The 24,244-nt window shown below is 69.5% G+C and carries 16 protein-coding genes, 1 tRNA gene and 1 pseudogene; 9 read left to right on the top strand and 9 right to left on the bottom strand.

Annotated elements, in window-relative coordinates; translation table 11 throughout:
• Positions 1-240: 240 nt before the first annotated feature.
• Both V5F61_RS04520 and V5F61_RS04525 read left to right on the top strand, forming a co-directional pair.
• A pseudogene (locus tag V5F61_RS04520) lies at positions 241-531 on the top strand (class I SAM-dependent methyltransferase); the annotation flags it as partial.
• A gap of 133 nt (positions 532-664) precedes the next feature.
• The gene (locus V5F61_RS04525) at positions 665-931 is read left to right on the top strand and encodes a hypothetical protein (RefSeq protein ID WP_393989606.1); all 267 of its coding nucleotides are present in this window, start codon (positions 665-667) and stop codon (positions 929-931) included.
• Between the two features lie 110 nt (positions 932-1,041).
• Here the strand turns inward: V5F61_RS04525 and V5F61_RS04530 are convergent, their stop codons facing one another.
• Positions 1,042-4,578, bottom strand: a complete 3,537-nt coding sequence (locus V5F61_RS04530; RefSeq protein WP_393989587.1) for a glycosyltransferase — start codon at positions 4,576-4,578, stop codon at positions 1,042-1,044.
• 618 nt (positions 4,579-5,196) lie between these two features.
• On the opposite strand from V5F61_RS04530, the gene V5F61_RS04535 reads away from it, so the two are divergent.
• A complete protein-coding gene (locus tag V5F61_RS04535; RefSeq protein WP_393989588.1) occupies positions 5,197-8,676 on the top strand; it encodes an indolepyruvate ferredoxin oxidoreductase family protein in 3,480 nt (1,159 codons plus the stop codon).
• Positions 8,677-9,113: 437 nt separating this feature from the next.
• Entirely contained in the window at positions 9,114-10,343 is a 1,230-nt protein-coding gene (locus V5F61_RS04540) for an ArgE/DapE family deacylase (RefSeq protein ID WP_393989589.1), read from the top strand.
• Between the two features lie 391 nt (positions 10,344-10,734).
• On the opposite strand, the gene V5F61_RS04545 is transcribed toward V5F61_RS04540, so the two are convergent.
• Positions 10,735-10,810: transfer RNA gene (locus V5F61_RS04545), tRNA-Lys, on the bottom strand.
• 146 nt (positions 10,811-10,956) lie between these two features.
• Complete coding sequence (locus tag V5F61_RS04550) at positions 10,957-11,721, bottom strand: SDR family NAD(P)-dependent oxidoreductase (RefSeq protein WP_393989590.1); 765 nt, start codon at positions 11,719-11,721, stop codon at positions 10,957-10,959.
• 318 nt (positions 11,722-12,039) lie between these two features.
• Between V5F61_RS04550 and fabI the strand changes: the two genes are divergently transcribed.
• From fabI to V5F61_RS04575, 5 genes are all read left to right on the top strand, one after another.
• Positions 12,040-12,804: an enoyl-ACP reductase FabI gene (gene fabI / locus V5F61_RS04555; RefSeq protein ID WP_393989591.1), complete on the top strand. Its 765-nt coding sequence runs from the start codon at positions 12,040-12,042 to the stop codon at positions 12,802-12,804.
• Between the two features lie 97 nt (positions 12,805-12,901).
• Positions 12,902-14,311, top strand: a complete 1,410-nt coding sequence (locus V5F61_RS04560) for a bifunctional enoyl-CoA hydratase/phosphate acetyltransferase (protein ID WP_445329455.1) — start codon at positions 12,902-12,904, stop codon at positions 14,309-14,311.
• A gap of 1 nt (position 14,312) precedes the next feature.
• On the top strand, positions 14,313-15,524 hold the full coding sequence (locus V5F61_RS04565) for an acetate/propionate family kinase (RefSeq protein WP_393989593.1): 1,212 nt from the start codon (positions 14,313-14,315) through the stop codon (positions 15,522-15,524).
• A 117-nt stretch (positions 15,525-15,641) separates the two neighbouring features.
• Positions 15,642-16,295 (top strand): CoA transferase subunit A, encoded by a 654-nt coding sequence (locus tag V5F61_RS04570; protein ID WP_393989594.1) that lies wholly within the window; start codon positions 15,642-15,644, stop codon positions 16,293-16,295.
• On the top strand, positions 16,295-16,993 hold the full coding sequence (locus tag V5F61_RS04575; RefSeq protein ID WP_393989595.1) for a 3-oxoacid CoA-transferase subunit B: 699 nt from the start codon (positions 16,295-16,297) through the stop codon (positions 16,991-16,993). Before V5F61_RS04570 ends, V5F61_RS04575 begins: the two co-directional genes overlap by 1 nt.
• Before the next feature lie 106 nt (positions 16,994-17,099).
• Here V5F61_RS04575 and V5F61_RS04580 read toward each other — a convergent pair whose 3' ends face one another.
• The 6 genes from V5F61_RS04580 to V5F61_RS04605 all read right to left on the bottom strand — a co-directional run bounded on the left by V5F61_RS04580 (position 17,100) and on the right by V5F61_RS04605 (position 24,233).
• Positions 17,100-17,414: a hypothetical protein gene (locus tag V5F61_RS04580; RefSeq protein ID WP_393989596.1), complete on the bottom strand. Its 315-nt coding sequence runs from the start codon at positions 17,412-17,414 to the stop codon at positions 17,100-17,102.
• A 341-nt stretch (positions 17,415-17,755) separates the two neighbouring features.
• Positions 17,756-19,555, bottom strand: a complete 1,800-nt coding sequence (locus V5F61_RS04585) for a BatD family protein (protein ID WP_393989597.1) — start codon at positions 19,553-19,555, stop codon at positions 17,756-17,758.
• A gap of 64 nt (positions 19,556-19,619) precedes the next feature.
• Entirely contained in the window at positions 19,620-21,716 is a 2,097-nt protein-coding gene (locus tag V5F61_RS04590; RefSeq protein ID WP_393989598.1) for a VWA domain-containing protein, read from the bottom strand.
• Positions 21,713-22,738: a vWA domain-containing protein gene (locus V5F61_RS04595; protein ID WP_393989599.1), complete on the bottom strand. Its 1,026-nt coding sequence runs from the start codon at positions 22,736-22,738 to the stop codon at positions 21,713-21,715. The genes V5F61_RS04590 and V5F61_RS04595 overlap by 4 nt, the downstream gene beginning before the upstream one ends.
• Positions 22,735-23,247: a DUF4381 domain-containing protein gene (locus tag V5F61_RS04600; protein WP_393989600.1), complete on the bottom strand. Its 513-nt coding sequence runs from the start codon at positions 23,245-23,247 to the stop codon at positions 22,735-22,737. Before V5F61_RS04600 ends, V5F61_RS04595 begins: the two co-directional genes overlap by 4 nt.
• A complete protein-coding gene (locus V5F61_RS04605) occupies positions 23,247-24,233 on the bottom strand; it encodes a DUF58 domain-containing protein (RefSeq protein ID WP_393989601.1) in 987 nt (328 codons plus the stop codon). The genes V5F61_RS04600 and V5F61_RS04605 overlap by 1 nt, the downstream gene beginning before the upstream one ends.
• Positions 24,234-24,244: the final 11 nt, after the last annotated feature.

Here is a 24,244-nt window from a genome sequence, read left to right on the forward strand (position 1 = left end):
GGGGAATGCGGGATGGAACACGGGCGCGTCTGCTCCGTCTGCAATCATTCAGCTCAAAAGCCTTTCGATGTAATCGATAATGTTCCGTATTTTATTTGCGAGAATTGTGGATCGATACTGGCCGATACCGCATTCCTTGAGCAGACCATGAAGGGCAAAGCCCGCGTTTATGATGACGACTATTGGTCGGATGAGATCAAGGCCGCGCAAGAACGTGGGTACGGCGGAAACCTGGTGCGCATGGCCGAGGTTTTTTATTACGCCAAAAGGCCTATAAACCGCTTTCTCGACATAAGCTGCGGCCCCGGCCTGCTGCTTAACGCAGTGTCAGAACTTCTGCCTGAGGTCAGTCATCGGTTCTGGGGCGTGGAGCCCTTTCCGCCTCCTGCGCAATTTTGCTCGAAGCATCCGAATTTCACGGTCGGCTTCCTGCATGACCTTGATCTCAAGTTCGACGCCGGCGTCTGCATCGAGGTCATCGAGCACCTGACGCCCGACATCCTGCGCACCATGGCGCGGGAGCTTGCCGCCGTCTCTCAGCCAGGAGCGGTCTATATACTTCAATTCCTCTCAGCCGAGCTTTGTCATCAACAGCGATCCAGGCTATCTCGACCCTCACAAGAGAGGGCATATCGCGAGCTACTCCATCGAAGGGCTTCGGCTCATGTTCGGGGAAGCCGGTTTCACGATTCATCCGCTTCCGGGCCGCGATTGGGGCTTCCTGGCGGAATACGGCCCCGGCCCCGCGGAAGACAGCAACGGCATTTCCAACCGGATCTGGGCCATCCTCCCCGAAAATCGTGACATGCTGTCCTCGGGCCGATTCGGCAATCTGCTGCTGACCGCGGGGCTTGAGGGCGCGCGATGCTATCTCGAAGCGGCCGTCGCGAACTGGGCCGTGGGCGAGCTCAGGAAGGCGCGGCAGCAATAGCGCTGCGCCCAGCCCTGCCGAAGCTGGATTTGACCCCGCCCGGCTTGCCGATCCGCATTCGCCTTTCAAGATGGCGCCGCCTTCTCAAGGCCGCGCCATCCTGCTTCCGCTCATCCGAGCTCGGCGATGCACTGAGACAGCATTCTGCGCACGGAAGCGATGGAATGCTGATCCCGTGAGAATGCCAGCGCGGCGCGGGCGCGGTTGGCGGCGGCGGAACGATCTTCCAGCACCGACCGGATCGCAGCGGCGAAATCCGCCGGCGCGTCCGCCACCAGCGCGACATGGTTCAGGTCGGGCAGCCCCTGGACGCCGGTGCCGGTGGTGACGACCGGCACACCGCGCGTGAAGGCCTCGATGACCTTGCCCTTGACACCCGCGCCATAGCGCAGCGGCACCACCGCCGCGTCCGCCGCCTGATAAAGGGAGGCGAGCTCGTCGTCCGTCACCCATCCGCGCACGTCGATATCCGGCCCCGCCAGCGCCTTCACCTGGTCCGGCGCACTGGAGCCGACGATGGTCATATGGAACGGGACATTCGCCGCGCGCAGCAGGGGCAGCACCTCCCGTTCCAGCCAGATCACGCCGTCGAGGTTCGGCGGATGGCCGAAACCGCCGACGAACAGCAGGTTCGATGATTTACTGGCGGCAACGGCGTCGATCTTCCGCTCGCCGACGGCGAACTCGTCCTCGCTGAAGACGCAGATCGGCAGCTGCAGCGCCTGCACGTGCGGCGCCTTTTGCCGGACATAGCCGACTTCCTCATGCCCGGGATAAAGGACCACATCGCAGCTGGAGAACACCCTCTCCTCCAGCTCCCGCATCTCCGCGATCTGCGGCTCCAGGGCCGGGTCTCGCGTCAGTTCAAGCTCGCGCTCCATGCGCATGAAGTGCAGATCGTGACCATAATAGATCTGCTTCACCTGCGGGAACCGGCGCAGCGCTTCAAGATAATTGACCGCAATATGAGGTCGGCTCAGGAAGACATAATCAAGCTTGTCGGCGCGCTCGGCCAGCCAATCGGAAAAACGCTGATAATACGTAATTCCGTATATGACCTCCACACCAAGCTGCTGATACTCTTTCGTATATATGGGATCCTGATAAAGATTATCCGGCCAGAACGTCACCTGGAACCCACTATCCACGAGCAGCTTGATGTACATGTACATCGTGCGGGACCCGGCATCGCGATCCTTCTGCGGAACGTAATGATCGACGACGACGATGTGCGGCTTGCCGGAACTGCGGTCGCGGGCCTCGAAGACGTTGACGGCATTCGCGAAATGCTCTCTCTCCAGCGTCTCCTTCCAGCGCGCGAGCAGCTTCTCCTGGTTGGCGACCTGGTAGGCCTTGATGCCGGAGCCGGTATCGCGACCGTGGCTTTGTCCCTCGTGGTGAAAGACCTCCGAAAGCGGCTGATAGACGACCCTCAGTCCACGGGCCCGAATGCGGAAGGCGAGATCAGAATCCTCGCAATACGCGGGAGAAAACAGCGCGTCGAAACCGCCCACCGCCGTCCAGATCTCCCTGGGCAGCGCAATCGACGCGCCGGAGATATAGTCGACATCCTTCAGGTAGTTGAACTCCGGCAGGCGCGGATCCTGATTGCGGCCGAAGTTCCAGGCGGAACCGTCGCGCCAGAAAATGCCGCCGGCCTCCTGCAGCGTTCCGTCGCCGTTGAGCAGCTTCGAGCCGACCATACCGACCGCCGGGTCCGCTTCCGTGACCCGCAGCAGCGCCGACAGCCAGCCCGGGAGAACCAGCGTGTCATTGTTGAGAAGCACCACGTGGCGACCGGTGGCCGACCGGGCCGTGACATTGCAATTGCCGAGGAACCCGAGGTTCTTCTCGTGCCGGATCACCCGTACCGGCCCACCGATGGCCGAGAGCACATCCGCAGAGCCGTCGGGGGAATGGTCGTCGCCGACCAGGATCTCGAAGCGGCGATCGGTCTGCGTCGCCAGGATCGAGACGATGCAGGTCAGCGTCAGATGCAGGTTTTCATAGACGGGAATGATGATCGAGGCATCGGGCTTGTCTGTCGGCAGCGCGGCAGCGAGCCGCTGCGCTGTCTCCAGCAACTGGGCGCAATCCTCGCTGACGCGGAACGCCGCCCTGTCCGAGGCGAACCGATCGACCACGCCGAAGAGATCGTGGTAGAGCGGGCAGTATTCTTCGCCATAACGTTCCCGAACATAACGGTCGGCCCCCGATTCCTTCGACGGGGGCGCGGCAGGCCTTGCCTCGGGCTCCGGTCGTGGCTCGGGGTTCGAGGATTCGGACGTGTCTGTGAGAGCAGCCTGTGGCGTCGCGTCCTTGCGACCTCGCACGGCCCATCGGATGCTGCGCTCAACCTCCCGCATGGCCTGGTATGCACGGCTCGACTTGAGGCGCCGGACCGGACTGCGCCGAGCCTTCGCGAGCTCCACGTCCATACCGGACACCCGATGCAGGAGCTCGTCAAGGCGCTGCTCAAAGCGCCCTTGCGCTTCCTGCTTTTCCGCCGCCAACTGGGCGTAACCGCCATCCTTGCGTTCGATTTCGGCCAGGAGCGCCTTGATGCGCAGGTGGAATCGCTCCTCCGCCTGCTGCTTCGCCGTCGCCAGCTGCGTATAGTTGCTGTCCCTGAGCTCGATCTCGGCGAGGAGCGCTTTGACGTGCGGATTGTGTGGGCTGTTCGCCTCCTCCGCTAGGCGCTCGCACTTGGACTGGCGCTCATAAAGTTCCGCCTCGAGTTCGGCCACACGTGCATCAAGCTCGCGTTTCTCGCCTTCTTTCGTCGCTCGGATTTCCTCGATGCGGCGGCCCTCCTGTTCCAGATCGCCGATCTTCTGCTCCAGCTCGTATCGCTGCTGGCGCAGGCGCGGCAGTTCGATCAGGAAGTCGTCGAGCCCGCCGCGCTCGAAATAGAAGCTGTCGCTGAGAGGCGGCAGATCACCGTCGGTGGCGATCGCGATCCAGTACAGCACGCGCCCGAGACCATTGTCGGCCTCGATCCGGTCCTCATCCCGTTTCTCGAAGCAGGCGAGGCCCGTATCCGACGCACCGCCTTCTCGAACGATGATGGAGCCGATCAAAGGCCGCTGGCCGAAGAGCCGGACCTGCCGAAAATTGTCGCTCAGAAGCGCGGCGAACTCATCGTGGGTCAGCTCGCGCACGTGATGCGGATTGGGCGTGAGGCCGAACGGAGAATAGATGTCGCGGTTCGGCGAGCTCATCAGCAGAAAACCGCCCGGACGCAGCACACGCCGGATTTCGCTCAGAAACTGCTCCTGCTCGTAGAAGTGCTCGATGGTCTCGAAGGAGACCACGCAGTCAACCGACTGGTCCTCCAGCGGAATGGCCTGCGCGCGGCCCTGCTCGAACCTCAGGTTGGCGGCGGCATACGCGCTGCGGGCGTGCTCGACCGCGGCCGTGTCTACCTCGACGCCGACGACCGACCGTGCCGCCTGGGACAGGAGCGCGCTGCCGTATCCTTCTCCGGAAGCAATGTCGAGCACATCGAGCCCCCGGCACATCTGCCGGGCCAGGAAGTAGCGATGGAGATGCTCGACCTCGACCTGGCCGCTGATCCCCATGATCATCCGCTCGCCAGTCCAATCCAGGCCATGGCTCGGCTTCGGCGTCTGAAACAACTCACCCATGGCCCTTTAGTCCCTCACAGCGAGCGGGCAAGAACCCGGACGGCCGAATATGGTCGCAGGCATGCTAATGGCTCATTACAAGCTCGGACAGCCGAAGGCGTACCCGCCAACAGAAGTTTAGGCCCCAGCACTGCACAGCACAGCGAAATCGGGACGCACTTCAACATAGCAACGAGATCATGCGACAACCTGTACCTGTCGGTTGCATAGCCTGTCCCCGAATACCTTGTCCATCCTGCATCGGTCACATTGTCCGCGTGATGTGACCCGAAGATGGTGAGCCGGCAATATAATTGGACCTCTTCGGGAGCTGCTGCAATCAGCTTACAATCTTAGTTTGTAGGCCGCGCGCCCGACTTGTGCACGATATCCGCAAGGCTGCCCACCGGACATGCCGCGGTGCGGTGCGATCCATGCCGCGGTGCGCCAAAATGCGTCACGCCCGCTTCTGAGGCAATTTCATTGCGAATCGGCAGGGAACAACGAAATTGCAGGGTGCGACACTCCATGTCAGCCTAAAGTCGAACGGCTGAGGGCCGCCGTTCCGGCGGGACCCGGCATCGCTCCAGGTGCCCCGCCGCAGCGGCCGAAAAGACGAGCCGGCACGGAGGCGCCAAAATGGCATTGAAGCCCGTCTCGCTGGAGGACAAGTACGACCTCGGCCAGGAGCGCGTGCTCGTCTCGGGCACCCAGGCGCTGGTGCGCCTCGCCCTCATGCAGAAGGCGCGCGACCAGCGCGCCGGTCTGAACACGGCGGGCTACGTCACCGGGTATCGCGGCTCGCCGCTCGGCGGGCTGGACCAGCAGTTCACGCGCGCCGAAAAGGTGCTCGCGGCCAACGACATCCGCTTCCAGCCGGGGCTCAACGAGGACCTCGCCGCCACCGCCCTGTGGGGCTCCCAGCAGGCGGAGCTGCGCGGCGAGGGCCGGTTCGACGGCGTGTTCGGCCTCTGGTACGGCAAGGGGCCGGGGGTGGACCGCTCCGGCGACGTGTTCCGCCACGCCAACAATGCCGGCACCTCCCGCCATGGCGGCGTCATCGCTTTGATGGGCGACGACCACACCTGCGAATCATCCACCACCGCCCACCAGAGCGAGTTCCACTTCGTGGACGTGATGATCCCCGTGCTGAACCCTGCCGGGGTGCAGGAGATCATCGACTACGGGCTTTATGCATGGGCGCTCTCGCGCTTTTCCGGTGCCTGGGTGGGCCTCAAGGCGGTGAAGGACACCATCGAATCCACCGCCGTGGTGGACGGCCGGCTCGACCGCGTGGGCATCGTGCTGCCCGAGGATGTGGTGATGCCCCCTGGCGGCCTCAACATCCGCCTCGGCGACACGCCGGTGGCCCAGGAGGAGCGGCTGCAGGAATACAAGCGCGACGCGGTGCTCGCATTCCTGCGCGCGAACGCGCTCAACCGCCTGGTCACCTCCGGCGGGCCGCGCGCGCGCATCGGCATCGCCACCGTGGGCAAGAGCTATCTCGACGTGCGCCTCGCCCTCGACGAGCTGGGCATCGACGAAGTGCGCGCCAACGCTCTCGGCATCCGCATCTGGAAGGTGGGCTGCCCCTGGCCGCTGGAGCCCGAGGGCCTCAGGGCATTCGCGCGCGGCCTCGACCTCATCATGGTGGTGGAGGAGAAGCGCTCCCTCATCGAGGTGCAGCTGCGCGAGGAGCTCTACGGCACGGCCGACCAGCCCCGCTGCATCGGCAAGAAGGACGAGGCGGGGCGCTGGCTGTTCCCGGTGAAGGGCGCGCTCGACCCCAACGACATCGCCATCGCCCTCGGCCGGCGCCTCATCGCCTATGGCCCCATCCCCGACATCGCAGCCCGCGTGGCGAAGCTCGAGGAAGCACAGGCAGCGCTGTCGACCACGGCGGACGTGGCCGCCCGCATCCCCTATTTCTGCTCCGGCTGCCCGCACAATTCCTCCACGCGGGTGCCTGCGGGCATGCGCGCCTATGCGGGCATCGGCTGCCACTACATGGTGCAGTGGATGGACCGGCAGACCACCGGCTTCACCCAGATGGGCGGGGAAGGCGCCAACTGGATCGGCGAAGCGCCGTTCTCGAAGCGCACCCATGTGTTCCAAAATCTCGGCGACGGCACCTACAACCATTCGGGCGTTCTCGCCCTGCGCGCCGCCTGCGCGGCCAGGGTGAATGTCACCTACAAGATCCTGTTCAACGACGCGGTGGCCATGACCGGCGGCCAGCGCCACGAGGGCGGCCTCACCGTGCCCGTCATCGCCCGGCAGGTGGCGGCGGAAGGCGTGGAGCGGGTGGTGGTGGTCACCGACGAGCCCGGCAAGTATCCGCCCAACACCTTCTGGCCGGCGGGCCTCACCATCCATCACCGCGACGCGCTGGACGACGTGCAGCGCGAGCTCGCGGCCGTGCCGGGCGTGACCGTGCTCATCTACGACCAGACCTGCGCCGCCGAGAAGCGGCGCCGGCGCAAGCGCGGCGCCTTCCCGGACCCGGACCGGCGCGTCATCATCAACGAGCGGGTGTGCGAAGGCTGCGGCGACTGCGGAGTGAAATCCAACTGCGTCTCGGTGCAGCCGCTGGAGACCGAGTGGGGGCGCAAGCGGGAGATCGACCAGTCCTCCTGCAACAAGGACTTCTCCTGCGTGAACGGCTTCTGTCCCTCGTTCGTCACCGTGCACGGGGCAAGGCCCAGAAAAGCCGAGGCTGCGGTGGCCGGCGCCGCGCCCTGGCCGGAGCTGCCGGAACCGCGGCGGCCCGAGATCCGCGGCACCTATTCCATCATCGCCACCGGGGTCGGCGGCACCGGGGTCGTCACCATCGGCGCCATCCTCGGCATGGCCGCGCACCTGGAAGGCAAGGCCTGCGGCATGATCGACATGGCCGGGCTCGCCCAGAAGGGCGGCGCGGTCTTCAGCCACATCCGCCTCGCACAGGACCCCGCAGACATCACCGCCATCCGCGTGCCGGCGCGCGGAGCTGACCTGGTTCTGGGCGGCGACATGGTGGTGGCGGGCACGCGCAAGGTGCTGGCGGCGGTGAAGCCCGGCGAGACGGTGATGGTGGTGAACACCCACGAGGTGATGCCCGGCGACTTCACCCGCAACCCCGATTATTCCCTGCCGGTGGAGCGCCTGCGCCGCGTCATCTCCGCCTCCGCCGGGGCCGGCAACACGCACTTCGTGGAGGCGAGCCGCCTTGCCGCCGCGCTGTTCGGCAATGCGCTGGCGCAGAACATCTTCCTCCTGGGCTACGCCTGCCAGCTCGGCGCGCTGCCGGTCTCCGCCCAGGCGCTGGAGCAGGCCATCACGCTCAATGGCGAGGCGGTGGCCATGAACCAGGCCGCCTTCCTCTGGGGCCGGCGCGCCGCCCATGACCTTTCCGCCGTGGAGGCGGTGGCCGCGCCGAAGGGCGAGGCGCGCAGCGATGCGCGTCGCCTGTCGGCGAGCCTGGACGAGATCATCGCCCGGCGGGTGGAGGAGCTGACGCGCTACCAGGACGCCGCCTATGCCGCGCGCTACCGGCTGCTGGCGGAGCGCGCCCGCCGCCGCGAGGCGGAAGCCGCGCCCGGCCGCTCCGGCCTGGCCGAGGCCGTGGCGCGCGGCTTCTTCAAGCTGATGGCCTACAAGGACGAATACGAGGTGGCCCGCCTCTACGCCGATGGCGACTTCCGGCGACAGGTGGACGCCGCCTTCGAGGGCAACCTGAAGCTGGAATTCCACCTCGCCCCGCCCCTCTTCGCCCGGCCCGATCCGCAGACCGGCGAGCCGCGCAAGCTTTCCTTCGGCCCCTGGATGCTCAAGGCGCTGGCGCTGCTGGCGAAGCTCAGGGGGCTGCGCGGCACGCCCCTCGACATCTTCGGCTACGGCGCCGAGCGGCGCATGGAACGCGCGCTGATCGCCGACTACGAGCGGCTGATGGACGAGGTGCTGGCCGGACTCGACCGGGACAATCATGCCCTGGCCACGGCGCTGGCCGCCATCCCCGAGAAGATCCGGGGCTACGGGCCTGTGAAGGCCCGCCATCTGGCGGCGGCGAAGGCGGAGGAAGCGGAGCTTCTGGCGCGCTTCCGCGCCCCGCCGGCGGCACGAGCGCAGGCGGCCGAGTAATGCTGGAGGCCCGTGAGCTTGCTTCCTGGGCCGTCGCCCCGGCCCGCACGGCGCTGGAGCGAAACTGAACGGGCGCTGGTCGAAGGCCGAGGGGCGACGGCATAAGGCCCCGCCCGCGTTTCACCGGGAGCAAAACACCTTTGCCCGCCGACGGGGAGATCCCCTCCAGGATGCACCTGGGCAACGCCCTCCCCCGCCCCGCCGACGAGAGCGGGTGGGACGACAAGGCCTTGCAGTGGCTGGAAAATCCGCGTGACGATAGGGAGCGCTCGGGCGCCGGGCCCGCGCCGCCCGGCGGCCGGTCGGTCCGCGCCGCTCCCGCCCGGCGCCGCGAGAGGGCCGTTGCGCGGCCGGCGGGTGCATGCCATGCCGCCGGGCCTGCCGCGCCCCCTTATCCTGAGCCGAAGCCGCGGCGCCCGCCATTCGAGGATCGATCCATGCCCGCCACCGAAGCCGACCTGCTGCGCCGCCTCATCGCCGAACGGGCCGAGGACCGGCGCCGCTTCCTGGCCGAGCTGGTGAAGGTGCCCTCCGACAACCCGCCCGGCGACTGCGCCCCCCACGCGGCCCGCGCCGCCGCGCTGCTGGAGGAACTCGGCTTCACGGTGGAGCGCCATGCGGTGCCCGAGGCGACGGTGAAGGCGGCGGGCATGGTCTCGGTGACCAACCTCATCGTGCGCCATCGCTTCGGTGCCGGACCCACCGTCGCCCTCAACGCCCATGGCGACGTGGTGCCCCCCGGCGAGGGCTGGACCCACGACCCCTACGGCGCCGAGGTGGTGGACGGGGTGATGTATGGCCGGGGCGTCGCGGTCTCGAAATCCGATTTCGCCACCTATGCCTTCGCCCTCGACGCGCTGAAGCGCTCGGGCCTGCCGCTGAGGGGCGCGGTGGAACTGCACCTCACTTATGACGAGGAGATCGGCGGCGAGGTGGGGCCGGGCTGGCTGCTGGCGCAGGGCCTCACGAAGCCCGATTATGCCGTTTCGGCCGGCTTCAGCTATGCCGTGGTGTGGGCCCACAACGGCTGCCTGCACCTGGAGGTGGAGGTGAGCGGCCGTTCCGCCCACGCCGCCATTCCCGCCACCGGCATCGACGCCCTGGAGGCGGCGACGCACATCCTCTCGGCCCTCTATGCCTATCGCGACACGCTGAAGGGCAAGCTCTCGGAGGTGGCGGGCATTGGCGCGCCACAGCTCAACGTGGGGCTCATCTCCGGCGGCATCAACACCAATGTGGTGCCGGACCGGGTGGTGTTCCGCCTCGACCGGCGCATCGTGCCGGGCGAGAGCCCGGAGCAGGTGGAGGAAGAAGTGCGCGCGGTGATCGCCCGCGCCGCGGCCGATTTCCCGCAGGCGCGGGTGGCGGTCCGCCGCATCCTGCTGGCACGGCCGCTGGTGCCGGGCGAAGGCGCGCGGCACCTCGCCTCCGTCATCTGCCGCAACGCCTCGGCCGTGGTGGGAGAGGAGGTGCGCCCCACCGGCGTGCCACTCTACACCGACGCGCGGCTCTATGCGGAAGCGGGCGTGCCCGTGGTGCTCTACGGCGCCGGCCCCCGCACCATCGAGGAGGCCAACGGCCACCGCGCGGATGAGAACCTGCGCCTGTCCGACCTCGACAAGGCGACCGAGGTCATGGCCCTGACCCTGCGGGACCTGCTGGGCTGAGGGCGGAGGAAGGACGGCGCCTTCCGCGAACGGAAGGGCAGGCGCCGATGGCGACAGCGGCGTGAAAGACCGAAGGCCCGCGAGCTTTTCTCACGGGCCGTTCTTTTGGGCGGCTGGCCATGGCCGCGCTGCGCTTCAAGGGGAGCTCAACCGGCACCGGCGAGGATCGGGGAAGACGGCTGAACCGCACGCCGCTCCGCCGCCGCACGGCTTTTGCCATCGTGTGCACCAGGAAAACACCCGCCGGACAACGCCGGGAACGGCGGCCTTCAGGCAGCACCGCCAAAGCCCTTCACGGGCTCAGGGCCCGCCGGACATGAAGAATGACGTCCGCGCGCCCCAGGCTTTCGCCGGAGCGCGACTTGCCGTCGACTTTTTTGATTTCTGGAAGTGGTGGGCGCACTAGGGCTCGAACCTAGGACCCGCTGATTAAGAGTCAGCTGCTCTACCAACTGAGCTATGCGCCCGTCCGAGGTGTCTCGGAAGAGGGCGTCGATGTAACAAACCCCCGGGGGCCTGGCAACCCCCTCCCCCCGGGAAAATGCGCAGGCCTGGGGATAACTCGGTTCGGAGCGATGTCCCTCCGCCGCAAGGAAACCTGCAGGCGCAAGCCTTACAGTGAGGAAACCAGGTGCCCGCCATCCACCACCAGTGAGGTACCGTTCATGTAGGCGGACGCCTCCGAGCACAGGAACAGCAGCGGCCCGGCGAGGTCCTCAAGGCGGCCGAGCCGGCGGCTCGGGATTCGCCGCACCAGCGCCTGCCCGGCCTCGGTGGAGAAGAAGTCGCTGTTGATGTCGGTTTCCACATAGCCGGGGCACAGCGCATTGGCGCGGATGCCGTGGCGTGCCCATTCGAGCGCCATGGAGCGGGTGAGCTGCACCAGCCCGGCCTTGGAGGCCGCATAGGCCGCCACCTGCCCCGCCACCCGATGGCCGAGGATGGAGGCGACATTGACGATGACGCCCCCGCCCTGCCGCTCCATCTGCCGTGCCGCCCCCTGGGCGCAGAGAAACGCCCCCTTGAGGTTGGTGTCGACGACGCGGTCCCAGCTCTCCTCGCTCATATCCATGAGCGGCACGGTGGCGGTGACGCCGGCATTGTTGACGAGCACGTCGAGCCGCCCGAACGCGCCGGCCGTGGCGGCCACGCCCGCCGCCACTGAAGCGGCGTCGGTGACATCGAGCGCCAGCGGCAGGGCCGTGCCGCCGGCGGCGGCGATGCGGTCGGCGACCGCGGCGCAGGCGTCCTGCTTGCGGGCGCCGAGGGCCACCTTCGCCCCGGCCGCCGCCAGCTGCTCGGCAAAGTACGCGCCAAGCCCCTGCGATGCTCCGGTGACGAGCACCGCCCGCCCCTCCAGGGATACCTGAAATGCCATGGACGCCTCCCGTGCGTTGCGCCCGCCGGAGCCGCGTGGAGCCACGGCCCCTTTTCTGAACGAGCGCTCGCTTTTTTAATGGAGCGGGACCCGCCCGGCAAGCGCCACCTCCCGCACCCCGCCGCGCGGCGACGTATTGCCAACGTCCGCGCCTGCTCTTCTTCGCTGTGGAGGAAGGCGCCACGAAACAGGGAAGCTTTCGGCAGATTTGTGCTAAGCACAATTCCGTACTTGCGTATGCTGCAGTGCCGTCATCCTTTTGCAGTGGATTTGCTCTAGGCGTGAGCGCCGTGCAAAGCAGCCGGGAGAGGGTCTCTCATGTTTTCGCTGGCCGGAAAAAAGGCGCTCGTCGTGGGCGTGGCGAACGATCAATCCATTGCCTGGGGCTGCGCAAGGGCCCTCCGCGAGCAGGGCGCGGACTTGGCCATCACCTATCTCAACGACAAGGCCGAGCACCATGTGCGGCCGCTGGCGGAGTCGATCGGGGCGGAGCTGATCCTGCCCCTGGACGTGACCGACGACGTCCAGCTCGAGGCCGTCTACGCCACCATCACCGAGCGGTGGGGTCGGCTCGACACGGTGCTGCATTCCATTGCCTTCTGCCCGCGCGAGGACCTGCACGGGCGCGTGGTCGATTCCTCACGCCAGGGCTTCGCCATGGCGATGGACGTGTCGGTGCACTCGTTCCTGCGCATGGTGCGCCTCGCCGAGCCACTGATGGGCGCCGGCGGCACCTGCATGACCGTCTCCTTCTACGGCTCCGAGAAGGTGGTGGAGAATTACAACATCATGGGCCCCGTGAAGGCGGCGCTGGAAGCCTCGGTGCGCTATGTCGCCGCGGAGCTGGGCGAGAAGCGCATCTCCGTGCACGCCCTCTCGCCCGGACCGCTGAAAACCCGCGCCGCCTCCGGCATCGCGGAGTTCGACGAGTTGCTGGAGCTCGCAGCCGCGCGCGCGCCCACCCACCTGCTCGCCACCATCGAGGACGTGGGCGCCTATGCCGCCTTCCTCGCCAGCCGCGAGGCTGCCAACGTGACCGGCGGCGTGCACCTCATCGACGGCGGCTACAGCATCATCGGCTGAGCGCACCGCCGTGCCCGCTTTTCCCGGCCAGCCGGCGCAAGGCCCGGAAACGAGCGTTTCCTCTCGGACCACTCCAAGGTAAGGTTCCACCGCAATGATGCGCGAAAACAAGACCTTCGACGAGCTCAAGCCGGGCGATAGCGCCGAGCTGCGCCGCGCCTGCACCACCGACGACCTCATCGTCTTCGCCAATGTCTCCGGCAACCACAATCCGATGCACCTGCCGAACCAGGACATCGACGGCGACGGCAAGGCCGACGTGGTGGTGGCGCCTTCCATGTGGGTGGGCTCGCTGATTTCCGCGGTGCTGGGCAATGTGCTGCCCGGCCCCGGCACCCTCTACCGCACCCAGGCATTCCGCTTCCACGCCCGCGCCTCCGCCGGCGACGAGCTGGATGCGAAGGTGACCGTGATCGACAAGGACCCGGACGGGTCCGTGCGCCTCTCCACTGAGGTCAGGCGCGTCGCCGACGGCAAGCTGCTGCTGGAAGGCGAAGCCGTGGTGGAGGCCCCCCGGGCCAAGTACACCTACGAAGAGCAGGAGCTGCCCGGCCTCGTGGTGCAGCGCCACCGCCACTTCGACGCCCTGCTGGAACGCGCCGAGAGCCTGCCGCCCCTGTCGGTGGCCGTGGTGGCGCCCGAGGAGCCCGCCTCCCTGGGCGGCGCGCTCCTGGCCATGAGGGAAAAGCTCATCACGCCGATCCTGGTGGGCAGCGCGCGCAAGATCGAGGCCGCCGCCAAAAGCCTCGGCCTGAGCCTCGACGGCGTCGAGGTCATCGACGTCCCCGAGCACGCCGCGGCCGCCAACACGGCGGTGGACGTGGTGGCCGATGGCCGCGCCCAGGTGCTCATGAAGGGCCACCTGCACACGGACGAGCTGCTGAAGGCGGCCCTGCGCAAGGAGCGCGGCCTCAGGATCGGCCGCCGCTTCACCCATATCTTCGTCATGGACGTGCCGGGCCTCGCCCATCCCCTGCTGGTGACGGACGCCGCCATCAACATCGCGCCCGACCTGCTCACCAAGGTGGACATCTGCCAGAACGCCATCGACCTCGCCATCTCGCTGGGCATCGAGACCCCCAAGGTGGGCGTGCTCTCGGCGGTGGAGACGGTGAACCCGGCCATCGCCTCCTCGGTGGACGCGGCGCTGCTCTCCAAGATGGCCGAGCGCGGTCAGATCACCGGCGGCCTCGTGGACGGGCCGCTCGCCATGGACAATGCGGTGGACATCACCGCCGCCCGCATCAAGGGCATCCGCTCGCCGGTGGCGGGCCGGGCCGAGGTGCTGGTGGTGCCGGACCTCGACGCCGGCAACATGCTGGCCAAGCAGCTCACCTTCATCTCCCACGCCGAGGCCGCCGGCCTCGTCATGGGCGCGAAGGTTCCGATCATCCTCACCTCGCGCGCCGACGGCGAGAAGGCGCGCCTTGCCTCCTGCGCGGTGGCGGTAGTGCATCAGGCCCGCGTCATGGCCGAGAAGGCTGCCGCCGAGAAGGAGGGCGTGTGACATGGTGCGTCCCGTCGCCCTCACGCTGAACGCCGGCTCGTCGTCCCTGAAGTTCAGCCTCTACGACATCTCCCAGGGCTCGGTGGAGCCGACCCTGATGGCGGTTGGCCAGGTGGACAGCATCGGCGGCAAGCCGAAGCTGAAGGCCACCCTGTCCCCGGCCTCGCCCGCCATCACCCGCGAACTCACGCTCACCGACGCGCGTGACCACACCTCCGCCCTCGCCACCGCCCTCGGCGTGCTGCGCGTGCAGTATCCCGAAGCGCGCGCCTGCGTGGTGGGTCACCGGGTGGTGCACGGCGGCCCGCACTTCGCCGCCCCCGTGGTGGTGACCGACGCGGTGATGAACGAGATGCGCGAGCTCTCGCCGTTCGCGCCCATCCACCAGCCGCACAACCTCGCCGGCATCGAGGCCGCCAAGGCCGCCTTCCCCGAGGCGCTCCAGGTGGCCTGCTTCGACACCGCCTTCCACCGCGCCCACCCCAAGGTGAACGACGTCTTCGCCCTGCCGCGCGAATATTATGACAAGGGCGTGCGCCGCTACGGCTTCCACGGCCTCAGCTACGAGTACATCACCGGCGAGCTGAAGAGCATCGCGCCGCTGCTGCACGACGGTCGCGTGGTGGTGGCGCACCTGGGCAACGGCGCCTCCATGTGCGCCATCCTGGGCGGGCGCTCGGTGGCGTCCACCATGGGCTTCACCGCCCTCGATGGCCTGCCCATGGGCACCCGCTGTGGCCAGATCGACCCCGGCGTGATCTTCTACATGGTGCAGCAGGAGGGGAAGACCATCGACGAGGTCCGCGACCTCTTCTACTATAAAAGCGGCCTGCTCGGCATGTCCGGCATCTCCAACGACATGCGCACCCTGGAGGCGGCCGACGTGCCGGAGGCCCACGAGGCCATCGACTACTTCGTGTTCCGCATCCGCCGCGAGCTGGGCGGCCTCGCCGCCGCCCTGGGCGGCCTCGACGCGCTCATCTTCTGCGGCGGCATCGGCGAGAATTCGCGCAAGATCCGTCGCCGCATCTGCGAGGGCATGAGCTGGATCGGCCTCGAGCTCGACCACGACCAGAACGACGTGGGCGCCCGCGTCATTTCCACCGAGTTCAGCCGCGCCCGCATCATGGTGATCCCCACCAACGAGGAGCTGGTGATCGCCCGGGCCTGCAAGACCCTCCTGGCCAACCAGCACGCGAAGGCCGCCGAATAGCCACGGACGCGGCCGGGCGGAACCTTCCGCGCCGGTCGCGGCCATCGAGCGAAGCCGCCCCCGAACGGCGGCATGTCCGGCCCGGCCGGCCTGCCGCGCGAGACGAGAGGAAACTCCATGAAGAAGGCCATCAAACCGGAAGACGCCGCCGCGCTCATCCCCGACGGGGCGAGCGTGCTCATCGGCGGCTTCATGGCGGTCGGCAGCCCCCTGCGCCTCATCGACGCCCTGGTCGAGCGCGGCGCGCGCGGCCTCACCGTCATCGCCAACGACGCCGGCCTGCCCACCAAGGGCATCGGCCGCCTGGTGCATGCGGGCGTCGTGAAGCACGCCATCATGTCCCACATCGGCCTCAACCCGGAGATCCAGCAGAAGATGATCTCCGGCGAGGTGACCGTGGAGCTGGTGCCCCAGGGCACGTTGGTGGAGCGCATCCGCGCTGCCGGCATGGGCCTCGGCGGCGTGCTCACCGCCACCGGCATCGGCACCCCCGTGGAAGAGGGCAAGCAGGTGGTCGAGGTCGACGGCAAGCGCTACCTGCTCGAAAAGCCCATCCACGCGGATTTCGCCCTCATCGCCGCACGGCAGGCGGACTATGTGGGCAACCTCGAATATTCGCTCACGGCGCAGAACTTCAACCCCATCATGGCGCTCGCGGGCAAGACCGTGATCGCCGAGCCTGACGTGATCGTGCCCGTGGGCGTCATTCCGCCCGACGAGGTGCGCACCCCCGGCGTGCTGGTGGATCATCTTCTGGCGAGGGCCGCGTGATGAACGAAATGACAAAGCCGACCCCGGCCGCCGCCGGCAGGGAATGGAACCCCAAGTCCATCATCGCCGCGCGCGTGGCGCAGGAGCTGAAGCCGGGCATGCTGGTGAACCTGGGCATCGGCCTGCCGAGCCTCGTCGCCAACTTCCTCAAGCCCGGTGCCGACGTGTTCTTCCAGGCGGAGAATGGCGTCATCGGCCTCGGCGCGCACCCGCCGGAGGGCATGGAAGACCCCTACCTCACCGATGCCGGCGGCGGATTCGTCTCCGCCGTGCCGGGCGCGGCCTCCATCGACAGCTCCATGAGCTTCGGCCTCATCCGCGGCGGCCATCTTGACCTCACCGTGCTGGGCGGCCTGCAGGTGGACGAGCGCGGCTACCTCGCCAACTGGATGGTCCCCGGCCAGAAGGTGCCCGGCATGGGCGGCGCCATGGACCTCGTGGCCGGCGCCAAGTCGGTGATCGTCGCCATGCAGCACGCCGCCAAGGGCGACCCGAAGATCGTGCCGGAATGCACCCTTCCGCTCACCGCCGCCCGCCGCGTGACGCTGATCGTCACCGAGATGGCGGTGATCCGCCCCACCGACGACGGCCTCGTGCTGCAGGAGCGCGGGCCCGGCGTGTCGGTGGAGGAGATCTTGGCCGCCACCTCCGCCAGGCTCATCGTGCCGGACGACGTGCCGGAGATGGTGCTGGACTGAGCCCCACGGGGCGCCCGCCCCGGCGGGCGCCTTTCATCCCCCCGGACAGCCCGACAACAGGCGGCGCCTGCAACGGCGAGCGCGGGCCGTCATCATGTATTGCCGCTCACAGGTCCACGTAAACGAACCTGTCGGCCTTGAGTGTGGGGTAGTTCGCCCGCAGCGCGACGGCGAGCTTGCCGATCAGGGCCTTGTCCCCGGCGGCGGAGGGGCCGACGAAGTCCGTGCCCGCCATCCAAGTCTCGAAGAAGCAATGCAGGGTCTCGTCATAGTCCGCCCCGGTGGGGTTCGCGGTCTTGTCGGCGAGATCCGCGACACCGAGGGCGCTGACCTCCAGCCGCCAGTCACGGTCATCCGACACAGAGGCGATGAGCCGGGCAAGATCGGCGTCGGTCCATTCGGTCTTGAGATCGAGGGGCATGGCAATCTCCTAAGCGGGCGCGCGACATCCTCTGCGCGCGCCAATGGCAATGCCCCCTCTCCAAGCAAATTCCGGTCCAGCAGGACAAGCGCCGGCGGCGGCCGTAGGGCGCCAGGGTCCGGCAGGCGCCGGCCACTTTGGCCCACGGCCGGCGCGCCCGACTCACGGCGCTTTGGTCCAGACCGCGCAGCGTTTGCACGAAAACGATCAGCCCCAGCGGAAACCGGGGCTGAAGCACCATGCCGAAGGCTCGCGTGCCGTCTCGATCGCCTGTGTGCAGCCCCCCGCACGGAGCGTAACCAAGGCCGTTCCGGCGGCGCTCGAAGACCGGCTCGACGGCGTCAGCGCGCGCCGGGATAAAGCGGCGCGAGCCGGGCGCCGGAGAGCCGCTTGACCGCGCGCGCCTGCCGCCGCGCCCGCTCCAGCGCGCGCAGCATCGCCCGCCCGTCCCAGTCGCGGCGATCCCCGCCATAGAGGTGCCGGGCCAGCGCCTCGGCGGCGGCATCGAGCTCCGGAGCCGGAGCGGCGAAGGCGCCGAGGCTCAGGAGGCGCCCATAGGCCGCATGGGCGGCGCCGGCCTCGCCCTTGCGGCAGGCGGCGATGAGGTCGCTCATCACCTGCACGGGATCTTGCGGCACGGGCCGGAGCGGCGGGCGGCGGCGCCGGCGGGCGGCGGCCGGCGCGGCGATTTCCGCCCTCGCTCCGCGCGCCGCCCGCGTGCGGCGGCGCCAGACGAGGGCCAACACCAGCGCGCCGGCGAGCGCCGCCCCCAGCAGGCTCGCGGAAAGCCTGTGGGTCTGCAGCCAGCCGAGAACAGAGGGGCCCTCCCCTTCCATCGCGGCGTCGGGCACCGGCGCAGGGGCTGGCGACGCGGCCTGGATCGGGGCAGCCTGCGGCGCAAGCGACGCGGAGCTGTCGACGCCCGGCCGGATGTCGAGCGTCACCGCCGGCAGCACCGCCTTTTCCTGCCGGGCGGCGGCAAGGTTCCACCAGGGCACTTCGATCGCCGGCAGGCTCACCGGGCCGGGCCGGGTGGGCACCACCGAGAAGCGCTTGGTGAGCACGGTTCCCGCCACGCCGTCGATGAGGGTCGCCTCGGCGTGGCTGTCCTCCTCATACTGGCGCAGGCCGTCCACCGGCGCCGCCTCGATGGGCGGGAGCTGGTTCGCGCTCGCGCCCTTGGCGGTGACGGTGATGGTGCGGGTGAGCGTGTCGCCCACCTTCATCTGCCCGGGCGGAACCGACCACTCCTGCGAGATGGTGACGCCCTGCGCCGGCAGGAACCAGCCGCTCACGCCCTCCGGCCGGGCCTGCACGGTGACGGTCACCGGCTGCGACTTCACGGTAACGGCGCGCTCCGCGAGGCCGCCCATGGCCCCGCGCCCCAGCAGGCCTGGCAGATCCGACGCCGCGCCGCTGCCTGCGAAGCCGGGCACGCTGGCCTTGAGGCTGACCGGCGCGACGGTGATGACACCACTGCGCTGCGGCCGCATCAGGTAGCTCTGCTCGATGACCCGGTAGCGGCGCCGGCCGATGGTCTTCACATAGCTGCGCTGGCCGCCGTCCTCGGTGAAGGTGGCGCCCTCCGCCACCGGCTTTTCCATGGACCCGGCGCGCATGCCGAGGCTGTCGTAGATGCGCAGGGTGACCGGCACGTCGCTCTGCACGAAGGCCGGTGTGTCCGCCGCTTCGACGCGCACGAACAGGGGCTCGTCCGAAGCCTGGGCCCTGCCCGTGGCCGGGGCGGGCACCACCTGCACCTGCGCCGGCGGCGAGGCGAGGCCGCCCACGGTGAGCGAAGGCAGGGTCAGCGTGCCCGTGCGCTTTGGCGCCAGCGTCATCACCCATTGGTCCACGTGCACCGGCTTGCCGTTCACCATGGCGGCGTGACTGGCACGGCGGCGGTCGACGATGTCGAAGTCGCGCGTCAGCGCGGAGACGTCCGGCGGCTGCCAGCTCTCACCGTCGGTGAGGCTCAGAACCAAATCGAAGGTCTCGCCGGCCGTGACCACGAACCGGTCCGGCGCGGCGGTGAGGCTCGCGGCCCGCGCGGCGGCGCCAAGAGTGGCCGCCAGCAGCATGGCAGGGAGAAGGAAGAAACGGTGGCGCCGCTTCCCCGTCTCTTGGAATCGCAGCGGCACTCCAGATTCTGGAGTTGACGCGCCTTCTTCACGCGAACCGGTGTCCACTTCGCTCGAAAACGCTCTAGTCATCGTCGCGCACCGCCGCTCCGCTGCCGCCGTAATAGGTGCGAATGCGCGCACGCAGCAGCCCGGCCGGATCGTCCGGCACCATGCGCAGCGCCTGCTCGCTGTTCTGCTCCTGCTCGCTCATGGGCCGCAGCGCCACGGCGCCCGGTTGTCCCTGATCCGCCTTCTCGCCCGCTTCGCCGCCCGGGCGGGCAGCCTGAGGCGGAACTTGAGGCGCTCGCGGCGACTGCGGGCCGGGCCCCTGCGGCGGAGCCTGGGGCGGGGAAGGCTCGGCCTTCGGGGGGGCGGGCGGCGGGCTCTGCGCGGCGCCGGCCTGCTCCGGCTTCTGCGGCGGCTCGGCGCCCTTGGGTCCGGGGGGAGCGTTCTTGCCGTCGGCGGCATCCGGCGTGCTGGGCGCAGGCTTGCCCTCGCCCTCCTGGCCAGGGGCCGGCTTGTCATTCCCCGCCTTCTCGTCCTGCGGCTTGCCGTCGTTGGATTTGCCGTCGCTGGGCTTGGCATCGCCGGGCTTGCCCTCGCCCGGCTTCTGCTCGCTCTTGGCGTCCGACTTACTGTCACCGGACTTGCTGTCTCCGGATTTGCCGTCAGCCTTGTTCTTATCCTGGCCGCCCTGCCCGCCACCGGAATCCTGGCCGCCGCCCTGGCCACCACCGCCGCCACCGCCCGACTGGTTCTGCTGCTGCTCCTGGCGCCGCCGCAGGAGCTGCTGCACCAGGTCGCGGTTGAACAAGGCATCGGCATTGGCGGCATCGCCCTTCAGAGCGGCGTCGTAGGCGGCGAGCGCTTCTTCCAGCTTGCCGGCGCGCGCCAGGGCGTTGCCGCGATTATAGTCGGCGCCCGGAAAGCTTCCGAAGGCGGCGGCGGCCTCATCGTAACGGCCGGCCTTGTAAAGGGCGCTCGCCTTCCAGGCAGGGTCCTCGAAATGCCCGGCGGCACCGGCGAAATCGCCGCCCGCGAAAGCGTCGGCGCCCTGCTGGTCCGGCCGCCGCCAGAGATCGGCCCAGCGCGCGCCCTGCGTCGAGGCCCCTTGCACGCGCGCCTCCTGGGCCCGCGCCTCGGCGGCGGGCAGCGCCAGCACGCCCAGCAGCAGCACGATGATGAAGCCGCGGCGGAACGCCAGCGGCGCCAGCACCAGCAGCACCGCCACCAGATAGGGGCCCGCATCGGCCCACTGGTCGGCGGTCATGCCATTGTCCTGGAGCGGATTACGAGCCGGCGCGTCGCGCGTGGCGGAGAGCACGGCGTCGAGGTCGCGGCCATCCACCGCGAGGGGCGTGAAGGTGCCGCGCCCGTCAGCCGCGAGCTGGGTGAGGCGCGCCTGGTCCATGCGGGTGAGCACCGGCGCCCCCCCGGCCCCGCGCACGATGCCGGACGGCCCCTTCAGCGGGCTGCCGGCGACGGTGCCGACGCCGATGACGCTGAGCCGGTAGCCCGCCCGCGCGGCCGCCTCCGCCGCGGCGCGGGTCTTGTCCGGGTCGTCGCCCAGGCCGTCGGTGACGAGCACGATGCGGCCTTCGCGCGCGCCGGCACCCTGCAGCAGTTCCACCGCCTTGGCGATGGCAAGATCGGGCCGGTTGGCGCCCACGGGCATCAGATCGGTGGCGAGCTCCGGCAGCATCTGGGCGATGATGCGCCCGTCCTCCGTGAGCGGGGCGGCCACGAACGGCACGTCGGCATAGACGATGAGGCCGACCTGCCCGCCCCGCATGCGGGCCACCACATCCTCGAGCTTGTGGCGGGCGGCGACGAGGCGGCTCGGGGCCTGGTCGGTGGCATCCATGGACCGGCCGAGGTTCAGCACCATCACCGTGGGGTCGAGCCGGTCGAGGGCGGGAGCAGGCAGCTTCTGCCAGGTGGGCCCGGCCATGGCGAGGCTCGCCAGCACCCACCCGGCGAGCAGGATCGCCAGCGGCCAGCGGCCGGCACCGCGCTCGCCCCGCACCGCCAGATGGCGCAGCAGGTGGGCGTCCACCACGCCGCGCCAGTCCTCGTGCCCGGCCCGCAGCGCCCGCCAGCCCGCGAAGGCAAGCAGCAGCGCCGGCACCAGCGCCAGCAGCCACAGGGGCCGCAGGAAGTGGAAATCCGCCGGGATCACGGCCGCGCCTCCCCGGCCGGAGAAGCGGACCGCCGGGGACGTGGCACCCCCGCGGGCCGCAGCAGCGCCGCGCCCGCAAGGAAGGAGAGCACCAGCGCTGCCCCGAGCGGCCACTGGAACAGCGCCACCGTGGCGTTCAGGTAGAGCGGATCGCCCGCCACCGGCTCCAGCCGGTCGATATCGGCATAGATGCCGGCAAGGCCCTGCACGTCGCGGGCGCGGAAGTAGCGCCCGCCGGTAATGGCGGCGATCTTGCGCAGGGCGTCCTCGTCCAGGTCGTTGGGCATGTTGACCATCCACGGGTTGTTCATGGCCCTGGGGTCGGCGCCCACGCCGATGGTGTAGATCTTCACATGCTCGCGCTTCGCCAGCTCCGCCGCCTGCATGGGGTCGAGCATGCCGGAGGTGTTGGCGCCGTCGGTGAGCAGGATCAGCACGCGCTGGTCGTCCGGCCGGTTGCGCAGGGTCTTGATGGCCAGGCCGATGGCGTCGCCGATGGCGGTCTCCTGCCCGGTCATGCCGATGCTGGAGGCGGCGAGCAGCTCGCGCACCACGTTGCGGTCGAAGGTGAGGGGCGCCTGCACATAGGCGCGGGTGCCGAACAGGATGAGGCCCACCCGGTCGCCGGTGCGGCGGGCGATGAAGTCGTCGGCCACCGCCTTCACCACCGAGAGCCGGTCCATGGGAATGCCGCGCACGGCGAAGTCCTGCCGCGCCATGGAGCCGGAGAGGTCCACCGCCAGCATCAGGTCCCGCCCCTCCACCGGCACGGCGATGGGCGGGCCCACATAAGTGGGCCGCGCCGCCGCCGTCACCAGCAGCAGCCAGGCGAGGGCGAGCGCCAGCATCCGCCAGGGGCGGGCCCGGCCCCGTCCGCCCACGAGCCCCTCGTCCTCCAGCTCGTGGAAGAAGGGCACCTTCAGCGCCCCCGCTTTGGGGGTGGGGGCCGCCGGCAGCAGCAGCCGCGCCAGCAGGGGCAGCGGCAGGAACAGGAAGGCCCAGAGCCATTGGAAGGTGATCATGCGTGGCCCCGGATCCAGCGCCGCACCGCCGCCACCAGGGCCGCGCGGTCGATCTCCTCCGCCTCGGGCGCGCCGGGCGGCAGATAAGGCGCCATGGCGAGGAAGCGGCCGATCTGCGGCGGCACGCCCTGCGGGCCGGCACCGACGAAACGCGCGAACGCCTCGCCGGTGAAGGCGGCGGCGGCGGCGTGCGGGTCGCGGCTCAGCAGCACCCTGCGCACCAGCACGGCGGCGGCCGCGCCCACCGCGCGGGTGTCGCCCTGCCGCGCCGCGCGCTTGAATTCCTGCAGGGCGCGATAGGCCAGCGTCTGCCGCCGCCGCCACTCCAGGAACAGGCCCAAGGCGGCGAGCGCCAGCATCAGCCCCGCCACCGCGAACCAGCCCGGCGCCGGCGGCCAGAAGGCCACCGCGTCCGGCAGGTGGATGTCGTGGAGGGTGGCAAGCGGGTCCGCGCCGGGGTCCAGTGTCACCGGCGGGCTCTGCGGGGGCAGAACGAGATCCTGCGCCATCAGCCCACCGCCCGGCGCGCGGCGCGGCCGGTTCCCAGCCGCTCGGGGTGGAGAAGGTCGCCCGCGTCCTGCCCGGTCTCCAGCGGCACGAAGGCCATGCCGTGCTGGCGGGCGAAGGTCTCGATGCGGGCGCGTCGGGCCGCGAAGCGCGCGGCATAGGCGGCCGCGAGGTCGCCCCGCGCCGGATCGAGCCGCGCCACCGCCTCGCCGTCGCTGATGCGGTAGGTGCCGCGCGGCGGCAGGCGCGCCTCCAGGGGATCGAAGGTGAAGACGGCGGTGGCCTGGCTCGCGTGGGAGAGGCGGTTCAGCTCGCGGGCGGCGGCGGCGTCGAAATCGGCGAAGTCGCTGGCGATGAACACCAGCGTGCCGGGCCGCGCCGCGCCACGCAGGCGGGCGAAGGCCTCCGCGAGGGTGGGTTCGGGCGCCGTCGCGGTCTCCTCCAGGCCGAAGCCCTGGGCGGTGGCCTCGGCCACGGCCTTCACGAAATGGAGGATGCGCCGCCGGCTGCGCTCGGGCCGGAAGGCGGCCAGCTCGAAGGGGGTCAGCACCACCCCGCCCACCCTGTCTCCCCCGGCGATGGCGACCCAGGTGAGCACCGCTGCCGCGCGCGCCGCCAGCACCGACTTGAAGCAGTCGCGGGTGCCGAAGCGCATGGCGCGGCGCGTGTCCACCAGCAGCAGCACCGGCCGCTCGCGCTCTTCCTGGAACAGCTTGGTGTGGGCCTTGCCGGTGCGTGCGGTCACGCGCCAGTCGATGGTGCGGATGTCGTCACCGGGCTGGTAAGCGCGCACCTCGTCGAATTCCATGCCGCGCCCGCGGAAGGAGGAGCGATGGCCGCCGAACTGGTGGGTGCGCACCTTGCCGCCGGGGGCGAAACCGCCCACCCCGTCGCCGGGCCGCGCCGCCACCAGCTCCTGCAGGCTGGCGACGAGGCCGTAGAGGGGATCGGCGGCCGTTTCGGCGGGCGCGGGCGGGGTCTGGGGCATGGCGTTCGCGG

The sequence above is a fragment of the Xanthobacter sediminis genome, from assembly GCF_043195015.1.
Lineage (GTDB): Bacteria > Pseudomonadota > Alphaproteobacteria > Rhizobiales > Xanthobacteraceae > Xanthobacter.

Bases quoted from the DNA above. Each gene is read 5' to 3' on its own strand.
- V5F61_RS04550 (WP_393989590.1), bottom strand. From the start codon at position 11,721: ATGGCATTTCAGGTATCCCTGGAGGGGCGGGCGGTGCTCGTCACCGGA.
- V5F61_RS04560 (WP_445329455.1), top strand. From the start codon at position 12,902: ATGCGCGAAAACAAGACCTTCGACGAGCTCAAGCCGGGCGATAGCGCC.
- V5F61_RS04525 (WP_393989606.1), top strand. From the start codon at position 665: ATGTTCGGGGAAGCCGGTTTCACGATTCATCCGCTTCCGGGCCGCGAT.
- V5F61_RS04540 (WP_393989589.1), top strand. From the start codon at position 9,114: ATGCCCGCCACCGAAGCCGACCTGCTGCGCCGCCTCATCGCCGAACGG.
- V5F61_RS04535 (WP_393989588.1), top strand. From the start codon at position 5,197: ATGGCATTGAAGCCCGTCTCGCTGGAGGACAAGTACGACCTCGGCCAG.
- V5F61_RS04575 (WP_393989595.1), top strand. From the start codon at position 16,295: ATGAACGAAATGACAAAGCCGACCCCGGCCGCCGCCGGCAGGGAATGG.
- V5F61_RS04565 (WP_393989593.1), top strand. From the start codon at position 14,313: ATGGTGCGTCCCGTCGCCCTCACGCTGAACGCCGGCTCGTCGTCCCTG.
- V5F61_RS04595 (WP_393989599.1), bottom strand. From the start codon at position 22,738: ATGATCACCTTCCAATGGCTCTGGGCCTTCCTGTTCCTGCCGCTGCCC.
- V5F61_RS04580 (WP_393989596.1), bottom strand. From the start codon at position 17,414: ATGCCCCTCGATCTCAAGACCGAATGGACCGACGCCGATCTTGCCCGG.
- V5F61_RS04530 (WP_393989587.1), bottom strand. From the start codon at position 4,578: ATGGGTGAGTTGTTTCAGACGCCGAAGCCGAGCCATGGCCTGGATTGG.
- V5F61_RS04600 (WP_393989600.1), bottom strand. From the start codon at position 23,247: ATGGCGCAGGATCTCGTTCTGCCCCCGCAGAGCCCGCCGGTGACACTG.
- fabI (WP_393989591.1), top strand. From the start codon at position 12,040: ATGTTTTCGCTGGCCGGAAAAAAGGCGCTCGTCGTGGGCGTGGCGAAC.
- V5F61_RS04570 (WP_393989594.1), top strand. From the start codon at position 15,642: ATGAAGAAGGCCATCAAACCGGAAGACGCCGCCGCGCTCATCCCCGAC.
- V5F61_RS04605 (WP_393989601.1), bottom strand. From the start codon at position 24,233: ATGCCCCAGACCCCGCCCGCGCCCGCCGAAACGGCCGCCGATCCCCTC.